This window comes from Sphingomonas parva (ex Maeng et al. 2020), from assembly GCF_004564275.1.
GTDB lineage: Bacteria > Pseudomonadota > Alphaproteobacteria > Sphingomonadales > Sphingomonadaceae > Allosphingosinicella > Allosphingosinicella parva.
Window position 1 is genome coordinate 144,638 of record NZ_SPDV01000009.1, and the last position, 17,795, is coordinate 162,432.

Genomic DNA, 17,795 nt, shown 5'->3' on the forward strand with positions numbered 1-17,795 from the left:
CGTGGCCGGTCCCCGCTACATCGCCGATCCTCAGGCACTGGCGCGAAACGTCGCGCTGGACGGTCTCACGGCGATCTTCCACGCGCCCTCCGGCCTGACCCACCTGCTCGCCCCGCCGGCGCCCCAGATCCTCGCTGCGCTCGCCGGACGACCCGGTAGCGCCGAAGAAGTGCTTGCCCGTATCGCGGAGAGCTTCGAGCTCGAAGCCGCGAACCCCGCAGACGCCATCGCGGCGCGGCTCGCCGAGCTCGAGGCCGTCGGGCTGGTGGCCAAGACATGAGACATCGCCTCGACCTTCGCATCGGCCCGGTGAGCTACCGCATCGGCTCGGCCTGGCCCGAGCCCCTCGCCGAGCTGCGGCGGCTCTATCGCAACTATCCCGCAGCCGAGGCGGTGTGCGATTTCACCGTGCGGCTCGAGCCCGAACGTCCCTGGCGGCGATACCTGCGCCCATCGGTCGCGATCCGCGGCGATTATACGCTTCCCGATGCGGCGCCGCTCCCGCTGACCCTGGGGCTGCTTGCGGCCGAAATGGGGATGAACCTCCAGATGGCGCTGGGGCAGAAGCGCTACCTCCTGCTCCACGCCGGCTCGGTCGAGCGCGACGGCCGCGCGCTGATCCTGACCGGCCACTCGGGGGCGGGAAAGTCGACGCTCGCGGCGCTGCTCGGCGAGCGCGGCTGGCGCTTCATGGGCGACGAGTTCGCGCTGCTCGATCCGGCCACCGGGCTGCTGCACGCCTTTCCGCGCGCGATCAGCCTGAAGAACGCGGCGCTGGCCTTGTTCGACGGAGCCGATCCGGCGAGGCTCGGCCCGGTGCTGCGCGGCACGCCCAAGGGCACCATCCGTCATTTGCAGCCACCTGCCGAAGCGATCGCGCGGATGGATCAGCCGGCCCGTCCGGCTCTCATCCTGTTCCCGCGCTTCGGCCGCGACCTCGATCCCGCCACGCGCCCGGTGGGCGCGGCCGAGGTGTTCGTGCGCCTGACCCAGGCCTCCACCAACTACGTCGCGCTCGGCGCTCGAGGCTTCGACTCCCTGACGAGCCTGGTCACAACCGTCCCCGCCCGGGCGATCGACTACAGGTCCAGCGAAGAGGCGGTTGCGCTGGTCGAGAGCGCCTGGGCCGAGCTGCGGTGAACGGGGCACGGCTCCTCGCCGGCGTCCTCGCCGAGCCCGCGCGGGCGCGGGAGGTGACCGACTGGACCGCCTTCCTCTGCCTCGCGCGGGCGGAGTCGCTGCTCGGCAGCCTCGCGTTCCGGCTCGCCGATCAGCCGCTGCCGCCGAAAGTCGCGGCGATCCTGGCCGATGCCCAGGCCGACGCCGGCTATGCGCGGACGCAGGCGCTGTGGGAGGCGGAGATGGCGTGCCGCGCGCTCGCGGGCGTCGCGCCCGCCGTGCTGCTCAAGGGGACCGCTTATGCCGCGGCCGGCCTCGATGCCTCCGCTGGCCGGTCGATCGGCGATCTCGACATCCTCGTCTCGCGCACCGCCTTGCCGCAGGTGGAGCGGGCGCTGCTCGCGGCCGGATGGGAGTGGGTGAAGGAGAATGCCTACGACGATCATTATTACCGCACCTGGATGCACGAGCTGCCGCCGCTCATCCACCGCGAGCGGGACCGGATGATCGACGTCCACCACACGATCCTGCCGCTGACGGCGCGGCGGACTCCCGATGCGGCGGCGCTCCTCGCCGACAGCATCGCGCTCCCCGGCGGGCTGCGCGTGCTCGCGCCGGAGGACATGGTCCTGCACGCGGTGGCGCATCTGTTCGCCGACGGCGATCTCGCCGGGGGCCTTCGCAATCTCTGGGACATCGACCGGCTCCTGCGCCAGTTCGCCGGGCAGGACGGCTTCTGGGAGCGGCTGGGGGCACGCGGCCGCCTTCACCAGCTGCTGCCGCACGCGCGCCGCGCGCTACGCCTCGCTGCCCGCCTCTATGCGACGCCCGTCGATCGTCGACTCGCCGGCCGCGGGGATCCCGCCGATCTCCTCTACGAGCGCCGGCTGCTCGCCCGGGACGGGTGGGGCAGGGCAGGGCGGAGCCTCGAGCGGTTCGGCTTCTACCTGCGCTCCCACCTCCTGCGCATGCCGCCGCGCATGCTCGCCGCCCATCTCTGGAAGAAGGCGCGGCGGTGACGCCCGGGCCCCGCGGGTCCGCTAGAGATCAGCGAGCGCGTCGGTGAGGCCGGCGAAGCTGTCGACCACGGCGTCGGCGCCGAGATCCTCGACCGGCCGATCGGAATAACCGAAGCGGACGACCACGAACGGAACGCCGGCCGCCCGCGCCGTCGCCGCATCGGTGACCGAATCGCCGACCAGCACCGCTCTGCCGCCGCCGGCGCGGGCAATCGCCTCGTGCAGCGGGGCAGGATCGGGCTTGCGCGCGGCCAGCGAGTCGCCGCCCACGATGGCCGCGAACCGGCTCTCCCAGCCGAGCTGCGCGATCAGCGCGCGTGCGAACGCTTCCGGCTTGTTGGTGCAGACCGCCAGCGCCGCCCCGGATTCGGCGAGGGCGTCGAGCGCCTGCTCGGTGCCCGGATAGGGCTTGGTGCCGATGCACAGATGGGCGCCATAATGCGCGAGGAACAGGGCATGTCCCTCCTCCTCGAGGATCTCGTCGGCGCCGCCGGTGGCCCGGAGGGCGCGGCGGACCAGCGCGCGCACGCCGTTGCCGATCATCGTGCGGACCGCGTCCAGCGTCAGCTCCGGCCGGCCGAGCCGGGACAGCATGTGCGCCAGCGCCCCGGCGAGGTCCGGCGCGGTATCGGCGAGCGTGCCGTCCAGGTCGAAGACCACGATGTCGAAGGGGAGGGCGGGCATCGCCAAGCTCATCGTCGCGCTCTATGGAAATCGCAACATTTCCGTGCGATGGGCGCGGCGATCAGCGAGGGAGCTTCATGAACCCGTCACGGCCGTTTGCCGCAATCATCCTTGCCGCGGGCAAGGGAACGCGGATGAAATCCGATCTCCACAAGGTGCTGCACCCGATCGCGGGCAGGCCGATGCTCGAGCATCTTCTCGCCAGCATCGACCAGCTCGGCGCGGCCCGCACCGTCGTGGTGGTCGGCAACCAGCGCGAGCAGCTCGAGGCCGCGCTCGCCGGCCGGGGAATCGAGTTCGCCGTTCAGGAGCCGCAGCTCGGGACCGCGCATGCGGTGCTGCAGGCGCGCGAGGCGCTGGCCGGCTTCGACGGCGACGTGCTGCTCCTCTCGGGCGATGTGCCGTTCGTCCGGCCCGAGACGATGCGGCAGATGCTCGACGCGCTGAACGCACCCTCGGCGCCCGCTTCGGTCGTGCTCGGCTTCCGGCCGGACGACAGCGCCGCCTACGGCCGCATCGTCGCCGCCGCCGACGGCCGGATCGAGAAGATGGTCGAGCACAAGGATGCGAGCGAGGAGGAGCGCCAGGTCGGCCTGTGCAATTCCAACCTCTTCGCCGTCCGCGCCGGGGATCTCTGGCCGCTGCTCGAGCGCGTCGGCAACGACAACGCCCAGCGCGAATATTATCTGCCCGACATCGTCATGGTCGCCGCTTCAGACGGCCGGCCGAGCGTCGTCATCGAGGGCGAGGCCGCCGAAACCATCGGTCCCAACAGCCGCGCGGAGTTCGCGGCCGCCGAATTGCTCTGGCAGTCGCGCCGCCGCCGCCAGGCGATGGCCGATGGAGCGAGCCTGGTCGCGCCCGAGACGGTGTGGTTCGCCTTCGACACGAAGGTCGGGCGCGACGTGGTGATCGAGCCGAACGTGGTCTTCGGCCCCGGCGTCACCGTCGCGGACGGCGTGACGATCCGCGCCTTCAGCCACATCGAGGGGGCGAGCATCGCGGCGGGGGCGGAGATCGGACCCTATGCGCGGCTCCGCCCGGGCGCGGAGATCGGCGAGAAGGCAAAGGTCGGCAATTTCGTCGAGGTGAAGAAGGCCCGGCTCGGCCGCGGCGCCAAGGCCAATCACCTCTCCTATATCGGCGATGCCGAGGTCGGCGCCCGCGCCAATATCGGCGCCGGGACGATCACCTGCAATTACGACGGCTTCTTCAAATACCGTACGGTGATCGGGGAAGAGGCGTTCATCGGCTCGAACAGCGCACTGGTGGCGCCGGTCGCGATCGGCGCCGGTGCGATCGTCGGCGCCGGATCGGTCGTCACCGGCGACGTCGAGGCGGGCGCCCTTGCCCTGGCGCGCGGTACGCAACAGGTAAAGCCCGGCTGGGCAGCGCGGTTTCGCGCGGCCATGAGCTCCAAGAAGAAAGCGAGTTAGCGTCTCATGTGCGGAATCATCGGTATCGTCGGCAAGAGCGAGGTCACGCCCCGCCTGATGGACGGGCTGCGGCGGCTCGAATATCGCGGCTACGATTCTGCCGGCCTGTGCACCCTGGTCGACGGGCGCCTCGAGCGCCGCCGCGCCGAGGGCAAGCTCGACAATCTCGCCGCCGTCCTCGTCGACGAGCCCCTTCCCGGCGAGGTCGGCATTGCGCACACGCGCTGGGCGACGCATGGCGCGCCGACCGTCGGCAATGCGCACCCGCACATCGTCGACGGCGTGGCCCTGGTCCACAACGGCATCATCGAGAACTTCAGGCCCCTGCGCGAGGAGATGCAGGCCGAGGGCCGCGTCTTCCACTCCGAGACCGACAGCGAGGTCGTCGCCCATCTCGTCGATCACCAGCTCAAGCAGGGCAAGGAGCCGCGCGAGGCGGTGGCCGCGGTCCTGCCCCGCCTGCACGGCGCCTTCGCGCTGACCATCCTGTTCCGCGACTTCCCCGGCATCCTGATCGGGGCGCGGATGGGCGCGCCGCTGACTCTCGGCTATGGCGAGGGCGAGACCTATCTCGGCTCGGACGCCCTGGCGCTCGCGGCGCTCACCCAGCGCATCGCCTATCTCGACGAAGGCGACTGGACCGTGATCAGCCGCGACGGCGCCGAGATCTACGATCGGGCGAACAACAAGGTGGAGCGGCCGGTCGTCGTCTCCGGCGCCTCCTCGGCCCGGATCGAGAAGGGCAACCACCGGCACTACATGCAGAAGGAGATCTTCGAGCAGCCGCTCGTCGTCGCCCAGACGCTGCAATCCTACCTTCGCTCCTACGAGCAGCAGGTCGCGCTGCCCGACATGGACTTCAGCTTCGCCGACGTGCCGCGGATCACGATCGTCGCCTGCGGGACCAGCTTCTACGCCGGCATGGTCGCCAAATACTGGCTCGAGCAGTTCGCCCGCGTGCCGGTCGAGCTCGATATCGCCTCGGAGTTCCGCTACCGGGCGCCGGTGCTCGAGAAGGGCGGCCTCGCGCTGTTCATCTCGCAGTCGGGCGAGACCGCCGACACCCTGGCGGCGCTGCGCCATGCCCGCGCCGAGGGGCAGCGCATCGCCGTGGTGGTGAACGTGCCGACCAGCTCGATGGCGCGCGAGGCCGATCTGCTGCTCCCGACCCGCGCCGGCCCGGAGATCGGGGTCGCCTCGACCAAGGCCTTCACCTGCCAGCTCGCCGTCCTCGCCGCGCTCGCCGCCAAGGTGGCGCGCGACAAGGGGCGGCTGTCGGACGAGGAGGAGCGCGAGATCGTCGCGCATCTCTCCGAGGCACCGGCGGCGATGAACGCCGCGCTGGCCCATGATGGCGACATCGAGAAGATGGCCCCGCTGATCGCCCGCGCCCGCGACGTCCTCTACCTCGGTCGCGGCCCCGATTACCCGATGGCCATGGAAGGTGCGCTGAAGCTCAAGGAGATCAGCTACATCCATGCCGAGGGCTATGCCGCCGGCGAGATGAAGCACGGCCCGATCGCGCTGATCGACGAGCATGTGCCGGTGATCGTGCTCGCGCCCTCCGGCCCCCTGTTCGAGAAGACGATCTCCAACATGCAGGAGGTCCAGGCGCGCGGCGGCAAGGTGGTCCTTATCTCCGACGCGGAAGGGCTGGCGGCGGCGGCCGACGACCGGCTGCTGGCGACGATCGAGATGCCGAAGGTGCACCCACTGATCGTGCCGCTGACCTACGCAATCCCGGTCCAGCTGCTCGCCTATCACGTCGCCGTGGCCAAGGGCACGGACGTCGATCAGCCGCGCAACCTCGCGAAGAGCGTGACCGTCGAATAAGACATGGCGGCGGCCGGCACCGCGTGGATAGACGAAAAATAGTTGTTTCAGTTGGAATAGAGTTGTTTCGTTTTAATATACTTGTTGCACTTATTCGAGCACGCCGCCGTCGTTGCGTCCTTTCCCCGGGCAGGGGGCCGCTCCCCTATGCTGTTCTCAGTTAGGGCCTCGCTCAGGAGCCGGTCGATGAGCACAAATTCGGCTGAGGTAAGGCCAGCCTGTCTCATTACCTGCCATCGTGCGGGCATGGTGCCGCTCTCCGCGAGAGAGCGGATGATCCAGCGTGTTCGCCGCTCTCGGTAGCTGGAGCGATCTTCTAAGGTCTGCTCCAGCTGGTGCATCGTGAGTGGAAGCAGCCGACCGCGCTTCACAATCCAATTGCGCAAGCCGAGTCGTCTTTCCAATTCGGCGACCGACACTCGTAGCGGTGGTGTCTCGGCTCTAATGACTTCCGCTTGCGCCTTTATGCGCTGCGACAAGTCTTTGTCTAAGGCAGGCCAATCGGTGCGGGGCAGATGCTTTGTTTCTCGTCTTGGAGCGCTGGACCCGTTGGGACGCTCAGGCGGATCCGGACACCGAGGCTGGCCTGACGGGCGGAGCGTCCAAGGAACAGGTAGGCGGAGCGAAGCAGCCTCTCTCATAAGGGTCTTGGGATCGAGTCCGAGATCGCGGGAGGCTTGTCGCAAACTACATCCGGCCCCAACGACGCGTCGCAATTCCGGGGCCAACAGCGGCCCGAATTTCTGATAACGAGGCGGACCAAGAACTCCGTCAGGTCCAACGGCTCTGATGTACGTATAGCCACAGGTGCACGAATATACCCCGACGACACGCCCTCGGTTACGGTGTTGCTTCAGCCTTTCAATCACCGCAAAGCCGCAGTGGTCTGCAAGAGGGTTCCTGCACGGCCACGGGCCCGTTCCGAAGGGCGAAGGTACCTCGGCCCGATCATCCAAGAAGATCCTCAGGAGAAGGTGATACAACGGATGTGTAGCCTTGCGGTGGTTGCGGACTATTGCGGCCAGCCATCCACCAGCAAACCCTTGATCGTTCAGTACGTGGGGTAGGTGATCCAGCGCCGAACCGAAGTATGAGCGAAATTCGGCGGCGAACTTTTGCTGGTCAACCTTCTCAGGAGACCGCATCAAGCCCACACGAGCCATTCGGCTACGATAAACCTCTGTGAGCTCCGGGAAGTCGCGTGTATCCGGTGGAGCCTCCAGGAGGTCAGCGCTCGAGATCGCCAGGCGCTGCAGATGGACTAAGGCGTCCGAGTCGACGTTCATGACCGGCTCCGAGTCGTTGCGGCAGACGTAGTCTGATGCTGGCATGAATGCGTGACGGCCGGTGCTGTGAAATGCCAGGTCGCTTTGTCGAAGGGGGACGCCATGCTCCGGACACAGCAACACACTGGGAAGTTGGTGATCACGGCGCCAGTATGGCTCACCATATAGGCCCTTCATGTCGAGTAGGCACTCAGGGCAAAAGAGCAGTGCTCTCGGTCGGCTAATTCTGAAGGCGGCCAACCCAGTCCGTACATGCAGACGCTCACCTGCCCCCAACATCGAGCGGCGGACCCAATTCCGCACGCTCTCGGGTTCAAACGCGGTGTAGTAAGGAAAGAGGGTCATCAATTGGATGATCCGATCGGGTGCAAAGCCTCGTGCCTCACCCACCCGATCCGAAAGTGCTTGTAGGTGACTGGGGAGGTCAACGGTGGAGGAGACGGTTGCGTGACCGAACAGGTCTCGCATGGCCCCCTTCGAGCTTCCCGAAGCTACATGCCTGCAGAAACGTGCCAAGACGCTGTAGAGCAACTCGCCTGGGTACGGCTTCGGAAAATACCCAAGCATCTCTTCACGCTGCCAAGGCCTGCGATATCGTCCGAGGGATGATACCGGCCGCAAGCAGGGCGTCGTACGCCGATTCACCCTTTTCTCGGCCGGCGGCGACTATGGCCCGCAAGTCGCCCTCTAGGAACGGAGCCTTGTCCAACTTTTTCCTCTTGTCGGGCTTTTGAGGCGCGGTTTCAATCATCTCCTTGATGGCGGCCAGAATTTGGAAGGGATCGTTCGAGTTTCTACGTGCCTCATTGATCGCCGCTTCTGCGACGTCTCCTGCCATACCTGCAGCCGTCAAGACGCTGCGTATGGCGGTTTCCATGGGATCGACGCCGCTTTGAGCTGTTGTGGCCGCTAGAGCGGCTGCCTTGTCCGCAGCCGCCTGAGCAGCATGCTTCAGATCTCCCGTCGTGATCTCCGTCCTCAAAGCTCCAGAAAGCGTATTTTGCACGTGATCTTGTAGCGGCCGGAGGTCGGGGTATTCTGATAATGCCTTCGGATCGTTAGCGCGCATTGCTACAATCATAGGGCGAATAATCTTGAATTCGTCGGCGGCTACGCGTCGAAGCAACGACGGACTCAGCAATTCACGCGCTTGCCTTAGCTCTCCACGAGCAATCGCTCGAAACTGCGCTAGCATGAAGAGCTTCACGACGACGTCTATGATTCCTTGGCTCTCGTCGTAAAGAACGCTTTGAATTTCTGGTGTGAGGGGTGTGTATTCCCTTGTCCACTGGTACCGCCACATCTGCTCGACAAAGTGGTTCCAAACATCGTCGTTAGGCAGCCGATCCCAAATTAACGAGCCAAGGCCGGCGGCTCGCCTAGCTTCTCGGAAGTCGTCCTGAATTACACCTCTGGCTCCCATTGTTCCTACCAGGATTACCGGTATTCCGATAACGTTAACGAGGGTCACAAGGAAGTTAAGCATCGCCTTAGGGCCGCACTTCGCTTCGTTAACGTGCTGGATCTCGTCGATGACGAGGGCTCCTAGGCCATGAAGACTTGCCTTTTGTGCCATGTGGACCATCATGTGGTCTGTCGCAAGGCGGGGGCTGGCGAATGCTTTAGAGTAACTTGTGCCAAGCTGCCTATCGAGTTCGGCGAAGAATGCGATGCATAGCTGCTTCTCCGATCCCTTGTAGGGGCAATCGATCTTCATCCACGTCAGTTGGGTGAGGCTCACTGGCGCCTCGTGTACAATGACAGGAGGGTAGCGATTCAGGATGCGCTCAAATGACTTTGACTTTCCCATCCCTGGGCACCCGAGTAGCGCGAAGCCGCACGCGGTATTCTCAAGTGGCACGCCACATATTGCGCTTAGGTCCATCGCGTCAACTCGTTCGGCCCCCGCGAGCACGTGGCGGTGATGGGCACCCGTCGCGGGATTTCTCCCGACGTAACCTTGTCTGAGAACGAGATCGAACCTCTCCGCCAGCTCCAGTTGCATGGTGAGAGGCTCCATGTAGCGCGTGAGCCGCATTAGGCAGTGCTTTCGCAGGTGCCCCGGCAGGGCCCGCTCTGCCGCATCGAAGAGTGGAGGGCAGGAGAGAAACTCCAGGGTCTCGACCGCCGACAAGATTGGGGGCAAGGCGGATATGAAGGGATTCCCTGCGTATTCGGGGAGCTTGTTGGGCGTATCACTCTGCTCAGACATCGTCGTTGTTTCTCAGTCGCTTTAGGTCAGCCATGCTCGGAGCGGCGTAATCATCTTCGTCCGGAACGGTGCGGGCCGAGGGCGCCTCGAACGGTATCAATTCGCCCATCGGATCCGAGGATCTGTCCCCCGCCTTCCCGATCCGAAACTCCTCGGCTTCTCGAGCGCGATTCGCTGTCTTCTCTTCAGCCCGGTTCGGGCGAATTCCCCTAACCCGCTCCGCATTGCTCATTGTCGACGGTTCCTTGCGAGCTGCGGCACGGGCGACGACGTTTTCAACAATATCAAGCGCCTCGATCAGGCGGTTCTGCTGATCCATTTCACGAGCGGCTGACACAGAAGCCTGTTTTCCCTGCTGAGCTCCGATCTCCCAAAACGACCCGTTGCGGCTCTCCCGACTGCGAGCCGTCAGTGTACATGTCTCGTATCCTACTTCCGCGTTTGGGGTGTGCACGTAAATGAAGTCCGAGTTGCGAGGATCGTAGGAGATTCGTACCTTCCAGACGCCTTTGCGTCTGGCGCGGTCGAACCAATTTTCCCGAAGGGGAAGCGGACCAGAATAGAACAAGCCGCGGTAGCGAATCCCTTGGTGCGTAACGGTCGCCTCGTCGATCGGCATCAATGAGAAGCGCACATGCTCTTCAGGGAACCGCCGCAGCAGCCCGCTTTGGTTCACAATTCCCCAGTTCCACAAGTCGACTGGAACGGCTGGAACCCCATCCGCTGTCATCCCCGGATGTCGATCATACCCGGAAAGTTCATGGTGGTTGTTGTAGTAGACGAGCAGAGCGAGAACGATCTCCGTGAAATCGTCAATATTCAAAGTGGCATCAAGTCTATAATCCGTTCCACCCCGCTCTTGGTAGTCCACCTCGATGTATCCGGCCACATAAGCTTTAAACTTCGCTGGTATGAGCTTGAACCGAGTTTCCACTACTCCCTTCCAGTCGGCGCGATAGGCAGCGGCGTTCTCAATTACGACGTTGAAAGTGTTCTGAAGAATGTTGATGAGGCGGCTTTCGATCTCTCCCCTATCACCTAGCAGGGTGGCCGGAAGGTGCTGCGCGGGCCACTCGCACTCATCGATCTCAATCCCAAATTTCCGGCAGAAGTCCACCTTGGACGCTACCGTATTGGCGAGCGCCATCATCGCCCCCACCCACGATGGGCCCTCCAGGCCGATGTACACCCCCACCACCATGCGGCTGAAAACATCGATTACTACGTAGAGGACTGGCCGACCAATGATCTTGTTCGGGTCTAGGCGGGAAACCAAGTAGACGTCTGCGATCGTAGCATCGATTTGATACCGCGCTCCGGGTCCCCATGTCTGGGCTGCGGATGTGCCGGTGAGGCCGCGCTCAGTAAGCTCCCAGACGCGATTCGATAGTCGGCGCTTGCGAACGTCGAGCATGTCGTTGTCGCGGGTCGCCCAATACTCGAATTGGTCGAAGGATGGGTATCCTGTTTTTTGGAACTCCGGCAGCGGGAGGAATCGTTTTCGACCGGTAGAAGCATCTACAGTGAACGCGCCAAAGTAATCGCCCAGCATCTTTGTGTAGGCGGCTCTCATGTCGAGTTTTCTGTTTTTAGCAAATCTTTGAATGGCGACCTGAAAGGTCCGTCTCAACGCTCTGTTGATGTTCAGCCCTGGCGTTGCGCTGGCCTTTCGGGGGCGGCCTCGCTTCGTATCCCCCGGGTGTCGCTCCTTACCCTTCCCTCCAGAATTTGCGTAGTCGGGGAGGAGTGCATCCGGAACTGCGCCTCGGCGCCAGTATCGGTTGATCGCCTTCACCACTGTGGGCCTGGTGACTCCGTGTGTGCTCATTGCGGCGCTGATCATTCGAGCGCGGCTAAGTCGATCGTAAACCTCGGGCTCTCTCTGGACGATATCTTCTATCAGAGCCCAATGCGCATCCCGCTTTTGCTGATGCTTCTGCGGAACGCCCTCTGGGGGGCGCACCACTAATGGTGCCTTGTCAGCGATGAGGGCGCGTCCGCTGGCGATATCTTGCAGTGCGTCTGCCGTCCTGGAGACCTGAGGGTGAGAGCTTGGGTCGGTCAGGTTTAGGTGCGCGTAGTAGGCGCCTCCCGAATCAACCCAGAGCACGCGCTCCATTCGCGGAGTGCCTTCGCAGTACTCGATTGTATCTCCCCGCAGGAGCATCACGCCACGTCTCGCAAGATATCGCCGGTGGTGGCCAAGCCCGCGTCGGGTAGTGACAATTGAGTCAAGTCACCCTTCATGTTTAGCGGGCCTTCCAAGCTCATCGATAGGCGTTTCCGCGCCCCCAGGTGACGGATCGCGGAGAGGGCCTCCCCGGGGCAGAATCCTTCAACTTCTTCGAGGTGGCGGATGAAATCGGCAACGCGAGAACCCCCGAAGTTTGACAAACGAGCTAATAAGGTGGCGCAACGATCCTCCCAGTATCCTTCAAAAGGAACCTCAAGGTGATCGAGCCAGAACCATTCGTGGAGCCATTTCAATTGGAGAGTACGACCTTCAGATATTTCGCGTTCTGTAACAATCTGGAGAGATGCCCCGCGCCTTTTCCAATATTCCATCTCCATCTGCATCTTCTCAAGTACGCGGTCATTCTCTAGGTCGCTGGACGGCTTGACGGAGATGGGGACAAGCCGAACACCAGCCGGCCCCATGACGTCTACGAGCAAATCGGTAGTCATCACGATGTCTGTCCCGTGATCGTTCGGATGGCGCACTCCCATTTCTAACGCGATCTCACGGGTGCACTCTCGATCCAGCGGGTATTGCTCGCGCACGTCCGTCACATCATCTATCCAGTCCACCTCGAGAAAAACCGAATACTCGAGGGCCGATAAGAGATGGTGGGTGCGGCCCGTCTTCTTGCCCTTGGGCCGGACGCTTAGCCCTTTTGACGAGATGTCGTGTATCTCAATCCATGGAAGGTAGGCGGCGCCGGCTCCAGTGCCACGCCCCTCTTTCAGCATCCGCGCGTACTTCGCCTCATCGAATCGGTAGCGACGCTTAGCCACGGCGCACGCTCGTGAGCACTCGTCTACTGATGCGCTTAAAGGAACGGCCTTCGCGGGCGGTTAGGTAGGACGATACAAAGGACAACGCGAACACCTCAATCAAACGCCATTTCGTCGGTGGCACCCTGAGGCTCCGCCGTCTCCCCGTAGCTATGGAATGATAGACAGGATTGCGTGCCCGCGGAACAGAACGAGCACCTATCTGTCCACCTTGACCTACACTTGGGGGCCATTCGGCATAGCCTCGCCGCCTCGCCGGTGAGACGTGTTTCAACCCGTGAGCATGGCAAGATGTGTCAGTGAGGTCGAAACGGATTGTCGTCGCGCCCGCAAAAGTGCGTCGCGGGTAGTGGGCAGACAGGCTCTCGCTGCTGTAGCAGGTCGTCGGCGGGCTGGCGGTCATTCTTCGAACCCGTGCGAGATGAACAAGCTGAACCCGCGCGCCAGTGGCGACGTGGGCGCGTCCTGTATCTGCGATAGAACGTTGGCTGAGGCCTCCGACAGCAGCGAGAGGGTCACCGGCTCCGATGGATCGAAGCCACGTCTGATGGCCACGAAGGCGGTCGGACCGATTAGGACCCTGCTCTGCAAGCTCGCGATCAATTGATGCTCGTCCGATGCAACGATCGCAAAGAAGATATGCGCAATGACGCCATTCTGTTCGTGGACCAAGGTCGCGCTGTAGAGAGCTCGTCGTGTGCTTCTCCTCGGCAATGGAATAACCCGTGCTGAACGGCCGGAGGCAGTCTCGCCGTCTGTTCTCTGCGGACGCCTCACTTCCAGCGCGCCTCCCGCGGGATACACTGCCGCATCGGAGCTAGGCCGATCTCCGTGCTTCGGCGAGTAAGGGTCGTCGATCAAACAATCCTCCGGGCGTGAAGGCCGAACATCGCATTCCTCCCCATTATGAGCTCGGTGGAGATGGAGGGCTTCGGTGCATTTCTGCGGGTGGCACCTTTCGTGACGGCCTTTGGCGATCTCCCTTGATCTTCTGGTCGGTGGGATATACTCAAACCCTGTAGTCACTACAAGGTTCTCGTGTTGGTGGGGCTGAACAGGCTCATCTGAAGGGGCCTTCGTGGAGCGGAGTGGCTCAGTGCGAGCAGGTAGGCACCAGGAGGGCGCATGGCTCTGGGTGGGCACGATAAGGGTCACGCATTGCTGGTGCAGCGGGCGACAGAGTTGGTCGAACCCTTCATCGCATCGCTCCCCGAGCAAGTTCTCGATCTTCTGCTGTCTATCTCAAGGGACAGAGACTTCATCCGGGCTTTGGCAATTGCAGCTCTAGTGAGGAAGGCTGATGCTGCCGATGCAAAACGGCGGCGCAAGAGACGGACGAAGAGGGGGGGGCATGCTCGTCATAAGGGTTGAGCTTTGGCCGTACGGTCTCGATGACGCAAAGACGGTGCTGGCTGAAGGAACGATAGTGAACCGCGGACGCCACGGGTCCGGCTATACCTATCGAGCTGTGCTGAGCGAGACGGGAGATCCCGAACTCGGCATTGAGCGGCGGGAGCAGATCGTCGAGATCTCAGGTTATGATCGCCGTCAGAGCGTGTGGAATCTGCTTCTGCAGGTGCTCGCAAAGGGCAGGGCTGGGCAGGAACGCACCCGGGCCTGCGTTCGCAACGAGCAATCTCTTACCGGAGGCAACCCGCCTCAGCGCCTCGGGTTCATGAAGGGAAACGGCCATGTTCCTGACGACTTCGATCGCGAGATGGAGATTGGTGAAGCTGGCGCCGGGGACGCCCGGTATTTGCCCCGTGCGGGCGGTGGTGCCGCGGCCGAGGAACATGCCATAGGTCTGTTCCTCGACGTCCTCCCGGCGGCTTGGAACCTCACTGAGCATCAGCTGGAGCAGCTACTCGATGTCCCGCCCGGGTGGCTCCGCGCCTGGCGAAACCACGAAGTGCGACTCGATTCCCGGGTGCGTAAGGCACTCGTGGAATTCGGAACATTGCAGGAGCGGATGCGCCTAATAGCGACACCCGATCGCTATTCGAAGTTCTGGCACCACGCTTGGGCCGAGGGGAGTCCCATAGGGAAGCGGACGCCGTGGCAGGCCTTTAAGGAGGATGGCCGTGAGGCCATCACCAAGATCAGTCAGTTCCTCGCGAGCGGTCTCCAATGAGGGGCGACGAACGCGTCGAGCTCCGGATCGAGAGTGCCGAGCGAGCTCTCGCTCTACTCAAGCAGGGATGGCCGACGAAAGCAGTCAGTCTGGTCGGAGAAGACCTGCGCTTCCCGCTGCCCCAATTTGGGTCGTCTCACCTGATACTGCGCTTTCACGATGTCGAAGCTGAAGACGAGCCCGGGTTCGTCCCACCAACGCAGGAGCAGCTACGCCTCGCACTCGCGCACGCTGCCGATCTAGCCCCGAGCGATAGACTGTTGATCCATTGTCACGCCGGCAAGAGCCGTTCGCCCGCCGTCGCGATCGGCATTCTCATCCAACTGGGCATGACCCCGCTCGACGCCTTCACGTGCGTTAAGGGTATCCGGCCTCAGCTAATTCCGAACCGCCTCATTATCCGCCAACTCGACGAGATCCTTGGCTTGAAGGGCGAACTCATAAGCATCGTGAGGCGTCACTACCAAGGTCTGGGATCAGAGGCTGCCCTTCCCAACAGAGGAGGAATGAACCGATGACCCCTGCTACTCCAGTCTCGCGGCGCCAGTCATGTCGGGTGAAGCCAACCCAGGAGCTATGCCGTCGCGCGGGCCTGCAATGTGCCTCTTTCTTACGCCGCTTGGCGACAGTCTCGAGCCCTAGGGTCGAGAAGCGCTCGGAGTTGCTTGGCTACACGACCGCTGGAGGTTGAGATGAAAGAGATCTTTATCGGCAACGACGAATTTCTTTCGGACCCAGCAGGCGCGGCGTGGCAAACCGAAGAAGGAATCGTCTTCATCGGCGAGCTTGGGCGACGATCCTTCGTCCTGATGAGCTTCGAGATCTATCGGGCCCTACCGGGTGTCGACGCTGCGGAGGAGAGCCGGTGGGGGATGGAGGGGCAGCCACCTCCAGACACACTGATCGACGAACGTAATCGCCTCTGGCGCGAGAGCCTCCCGGAAGGATGGCACGCGATCTACGATCGTCTAGTGGACGAGTTTACCACCATGCATCCGCGGCCGATCGTGGTGCAGGCGAAGGAGAAACTCGGGGGCCTCCGCGTATACCTCGACCGACCCCATCGCGAAGCGCAGGTGCTGATCAACACCGCCATGCGCCAAGCGGAGCGATCATGCCAATTCTGCGGCGAGCCCGGTCAGCCGCACAATGCAGGCGGCTACTTGGCGACGCTATGCCCGGGGCATGCTGACGGAGCAGCGATAGGATGACGGCGCCTTCAGGCGTGAGGCCACTGTTCGATCAACTGCCGGGCGTAGACGAACGCCACTCAGTGGCGCGCTCCGGCCTAGTTCAAGCCCGGAGATCAAGCTCCCCCAACATTGATTGTTCGAAAGGAGGATCGGTCAAATGGTCTCCCGCTTGATCACGGCTCGCAACCAACGGCACCGTGAGGACATCCCGGCCGGATGGAGGCCGATCTACGATCGTCTGGTGGAGCGCCTCGCAAGCTTGGATCCTGAGCCCGAAGTGCGGCAGGCGAAGGAGAAGTTTGCCAGCTTGAGCGTCTACCTAGAGCCGTGGATCCCTGCCGCGGCTCCGCTGATCGAGGAGGCCAAGCGAGAAGCGGAATCAGCGTGCCAAGTTTGCGGCGCGCCTGCCAAAATGTACAACATTGATCACGTGGTCTCTCGCTTCTGTCCAATCCATGTGGGACCAAGACGGTGACCGAGTGGCCCCTAGGGGCAGCGTCGATTTTGACAACGCGCTCGTTGTGAGCGGCCAAAGAGGAGCGATGAGGTGCCGGAAGAAAGTCGGATCCCTGACGAGCTCGTGCGTCGGTTTGTTTCGCCGCGCGCGGCGCAAAAATGGTATGAGAGCGAACCTCTACCGGGGTTCGCAGGGGCGACCGCGAAGCAGCTTGTTGACCGAGCTCGCGGAGACGAACTGTTGGACTACATCAAGGCGGTTGACGCAGGAGTTTTCTCCTGAGGGTCAGTGTAAGGGCGGTGTTGCATCGCCCCACCAGCACTGGAAACGAATTCAGAAGCTGTCTACGGCACACGTCCCTGGAGTGATGGAGCGTACCCATGGCCGACGAACCGAACTTGAACGCCGTAGAACTTGCCACCGAGCTCACGATCGCCTGGCTCGGCAATCAGAACAACCGCTTCACGGCCGACGAGGTGCCTGAGTTTCTCCGGAAGATGCATGCAACGGTGACGGAGCTCGCCGAAGGTGCTCCAACCCCTGGCGAAAGCAGCGAAGGCCAGGATCAGCGCTTCACGCCCGCCGTTTCGGTGCGAAAGTCCCTCGCATCCCCCGATCACATTATCTCGATGATCGACGGAAAGCCCTACAAGACCCTCCGACGGCACCTGTCGACCCACGGTCTTACCCCTGATGAATACCGTCAGCGCTACAATCTGAAAGCCGACTCCGCGATGGTTTCTCCGAACTATTCGGAGGCCCGCCGCGCGATGGCCAAGAAGATTGGCCTCGGCTCAAAGGGCCGCGCCAGCAAGGCCGCGGCAGGTCCCATCGCTCCCGCGGCCCAACAGCCAAAGCGACGCGGCCGTGCTAAGCAGGCGTAAGCCCGTCAAAGCTCCGTCTCGTGCCCGACGGCGGAGCGAGCGAAGCCTCTCGTAGGCACGCTTCGACGTCTGTTTCGCGCCAAATCCGGTCATTCCCGAACGCTCGTCGCAGATCTCCAAAGCTGCCAGTCCGCTCACGGCTAGGTTGCGCCGAAAAGCGGCCCGGCGGGAGCGCGCCAATGCACGAACCCGCTCGCGCGGGATTGGTGAGGGCGGTGAGGCCGCGGGTCATCGATAGCGCTTGAGCGCGTCGGAGTCGTCCTCCGAGCCTGAGGGGTCACCCTTCAGCTCGAGAGGAAGACGCGATGACGACACAGATCCCCCGTCCGATCACCCCGCTCCGCCAGCGTATGCTCGAGGACATGGCGATGCGCGGCCTGCGCGAGGGCACGCAGCGCGACTACATCCGCTTCGTGCGCAGCTTCGCCGCTTTCCTGGGGCGGCCTCCCGACACCGCCACGGCCGAGGATATCCGCCGCTTTCAGGTCCACCAGGCCGAGAGCGGGGCGCAGGCACCCACCGTCAA

Annotated in this window: 16 protein-coding genes; 10 read left to right on the plus strand and 6 right to left on the minus strand. The window is 63.3% G+C overall.

Annotated elements, in window-relative coordinates; translation table 11 throughout:
• Position 1: 1 nt before the first annotated feature.
• From E2493_RS06635 to E2493_RS06645, 3 genes are read left to right on the plus strand one after another with little or no spacing between them, the layout of a single operon-like run.
• Positions 2-280 (plus strand): HPr-rel-A system PqqD family peptide chaperone, encoded by a 279-nt coding sequence (locus tag E2493_RS06635; RefSeq protein ID WP_225421180.1) that lies wholly within the window; start codon positions 2-4, stop codon positions 278-280.
• The gene (locus E2493_RS06640) at positions 277-1,140 is read left to right on the plus strand and encodes an HprK-related kinase A (protein ID WP_135084977.1); all 864 of its coding nucleotides are present in this window, start codon (positions 277-279) and stop codon (positions 1,138-1,140) included. The genes E2493_RS06635 and E2493_RS06640 overlap by 4 nt, the downstream gene beginning before the upstream one ends.
• Positions 1,137-2,138 (plus strand): nucleotidyltransferase domain-containing protein, encoded by a 1,002-nt coding sequence (locus tag E2493_RS06645; protein ID WP_135084978.1) that lies wholly within the window; start codon positions 1,137-1,139, stop codon positions 2,136-2,138. Before E2493_RS06640 ends, E2493_RS06645 begins: the two co-directional genes overlap by 4 nt.
• Positions 2,139-2,159: 21 nt before the next feature.
• On the opposite strand, the gene gph is transcribed toward E2493_RS06645, so the two are convergent.
• Positions 2,160-2,834: a phosphoglycolate phosphatase gene (gene gph / locus E2493_RS06650; RefSeq protein ID WP_225421181.1), complete on the minus strand. Its 675-nt coding sequence runs from the start codon at positions 2,832-2,834 to the stop codon at positions 2,160-2,162.
• A gap of 65 nt (positions 2,835-2,899) precedes the next feature.
• Here gph and glmU point away from each other — a divergent pair, with 65 nt between their 5' ends.
• Both glmU and glmS read left to right on the plus strand, forming a co-directional pair.
• On the plus strand, positions 2,900-4,258 hold the full coding sequence (glmU, locus tag E2493_RS06655; protein WP_135084980.1) for a bifunctional UDP-N-acetylglucosamine diphosphorylase/glucosamine-1-phosphate N-acetyltransferase GlmU: 1,359 nt from the start codon (positions 2,900-2,902) through the stop codon (positions 4,256-4,258).
• Between the two features lie 6 nt (positions 4,259-4,264).
• Positions 4,265-6,091: a glutamine--fructose-6-phosphate transaminase (isomerizing) gene (glmS, locus tag E2493_RS06660; RefSeq protein WP_135084982.1), complete on the plus strand. Its 1,827-nt coding sequence runs from the start codon at positions 4,265-4,267 to the stop codon at positions 6,089-6,091.
• A gap of 47 nt (positions 6,092-6,138) precedes the next feature.
• Here the strand turns inward: glmS and E2493_RS22220 are convergent, their stop codons facing one another.
• The 5 genes from E2493_RS22220 to E2493_RS06685 all read right to left on the minus strand — a co-directional run bounded on the left by E2493_RS22220 (position 6,139) and on the right by E2493_RS06685 (position 13,276).
• Positions 6,139-7,944 (minus strand): TnsD family Tn7-like transposition protein, encoded by a 1,806-nt coding sequence (locus E2493_RS22220; protein WP_135084984.1) that lies wholly within the window; start codon positions 7,942-7,944, stop codon positions 6,139-6,141.
• Positions 7,945-7,948: 4 nt separating this feature from the next.
• Positions 7,949-9,589, minus strand: a complete 1,641-nt coding sequence (locus tag E2493_RS06670) for an ATP-binding protein (protein ID WP_135084986.1) — start codon at positions 9,587-9,589, stop codon at positions 7,949-7,951.
• Complete coding sequence (locus E2493_RS06675; protein WP_225421182.1) at positions 9,582-11,162, minus strand: Mu transposase C-terminal domain-containing protein; 1,581 nt, start codon at positions 11,160-11,162, stop codon at positions 9,582-9,584. Before E2493_RS06675 ends, E2493_RS06670 begins: the two co-directional genes overlap by 8 nt.
• 593 nt (positions 11,163-11,755) lie before the next feature.
• A complete protein-coding gene (locus tag E2493_RS06680) occupies positions 11,756-12,604 on the minus strand; it encodes a TnsA endonuclease N-terminal domain-containing protein (RefSeq protein WP_135084989.1) in 849 nt (282 codons plus the stop codon).
• Positions 12,605-13,003: 399 nt separating this feature from the next.
• Positions 13,004-13,276: a hypothetical protein gene (locus E2493_RS06685; protein ID WP_135084991.1), complete on the minus strand. Its 273-nt coding sequence runs from the start codon at positions 13,274-13,276 to the stop codon at positions 13,004-13,006.
• 628 nt (positions 13,277-13,904) lie between these two features.
• Between E2493_RS06685 and E2493_RS06690 the strand changes: the two genes are divergently transcribed.
• The 5 genes from E2493_RS06690 to E2493_RS06715 all read left to right on the plus strand — a co-directional run.
• Positions 13,905-14,735 (plus strand): hypothetical protein, encoded by an 831-nt coding sequence (locus tag E2493_RS06690; protein ID WP_135084993.1) that lies wholly within the window; start codon positions 13,905-13,907, stop codon positions 14,733-14,735.
• Positions 14,732-15,253, plus strand: coding sequence for a dual specificity protein phosphatase family protein (locus tag E2493_RS06695; RefSeq protein ID WP_135084995.1), 522 nt, complete (start codon positions 14,732-14,734; stop codon positions 15,251-15,253). Before E2493_RS06690 ends, E2493_RS06695 begins: the two co-directional genes overlap by 4 nt.
• A 174-nt stretch (positions 15,254-15,427) precedes the next feature.
• Positions 15,428-15,946: a hypothetical protein gene (locus tag E2493_RS06700; RefSeq protein ID WP_135084997.1), complete on the plus strand. Its 519-nt coding sequence runs from the start codon at positions 15,428-15,430 to the stop codon at positions 15,944-15,946.
• A gap of 819 nt (positions 15,947-16,765) precedes the next feature.
• Positions 16,766-17,269 carry a MucR family transcriptional regulator gene (locus E2493_RS06710; RefSeq protein ID WP_135085001.1) on the plus strand — a complete coding sequence of 168 codons (504 nt, stop codon included), beginning with the start codon at positions 16,766-16,768 and terminating at the stop codon, positions 17,267-17,269.
• Positions 17,270-17,574: 305 nt separating this feature from the next.
• The coding region (locus E2493_RS06715; protein ID WP_167737344.1) for a phage integrase N-terminal SAM-like domain-containing protein at positions 17,575-17,795 on the plus strand (221 nt) is incomplete at its 3' end.

Coding starts and splice junctions, on each gene's coding strand:
- E2493_RS06640 (WP_135084977.1), top strand. CDS start 277: ATGAGACATCGCCTCGACCTTCGCATCGGCCCGGTGAGCTACCGCATC.
- gph (WP_225421181.1), bottom strand. CDS start 2,834: ATGAGCTTGGCGATGCCCGCCCTCCCCTTCGACATCGTGGTCTTCGAC.
- glmU (WP_135084980.1), top strand. CDS start 2,900: ATGAACCCGTCACGGCCGTTTGCCGCAATCATCCTTGCCGCGGGCAAG.
- glmS (WP_135084982.1), top strand. CDS start 4,265: ATGTGCGGAATCATCGGTATCGTCGGCAAGAGCGAGGTCACGCCCCGC.
- E2493_RS22220 (WP_135084984.1), bottom strand. CDS start 7,944: ATGCTTGGGTATTTTCCGAAGCCGTACCCAGGCGAGTTGCTCTACAGC.
- E2493_RS06670 (WP_135084986.1), bottom strand. CDS start 9,589: ATGTCTGAGCAGAGTGATACGCCCAACAAGCTCCCCGAATACGCAGGG.
- E2493_RS06675 (WP_225421182.1), bottom strand. CDS start 11,162: ATGAGAGCCGCCTACACAAAGATGCTGGGCGATTACTTTGGCGCGTTC.
- E2493_RS06690 (WP_135084993.1), top strand. CDS start 13,905: ATGCTGCCGATGCAAAACGGCGGCGCAAGAGACGGACGAAGAGGGGGG.
- E2493_RS06695 (WP_135084995.1), top strand. CDS start 14,732: ATGAGGGGCGACGAACGCGTCGAGCTCCGGATCGAGAGTGCCGAGCGA.
- E2493_RS06700 (WP_135084997.1), top strand. CDS start 15,428: ATGAAAGAGATCTTTATCGGCAACGACGAATTTCTTTCGGACCCAGCA.
- E2493_RS06710 (WP_135085001.1), top strand. CDS start 16,766: ATGGCCGACGAACCGAACTTGAACGCCGTAGAACTTGCCACCGAGCTC.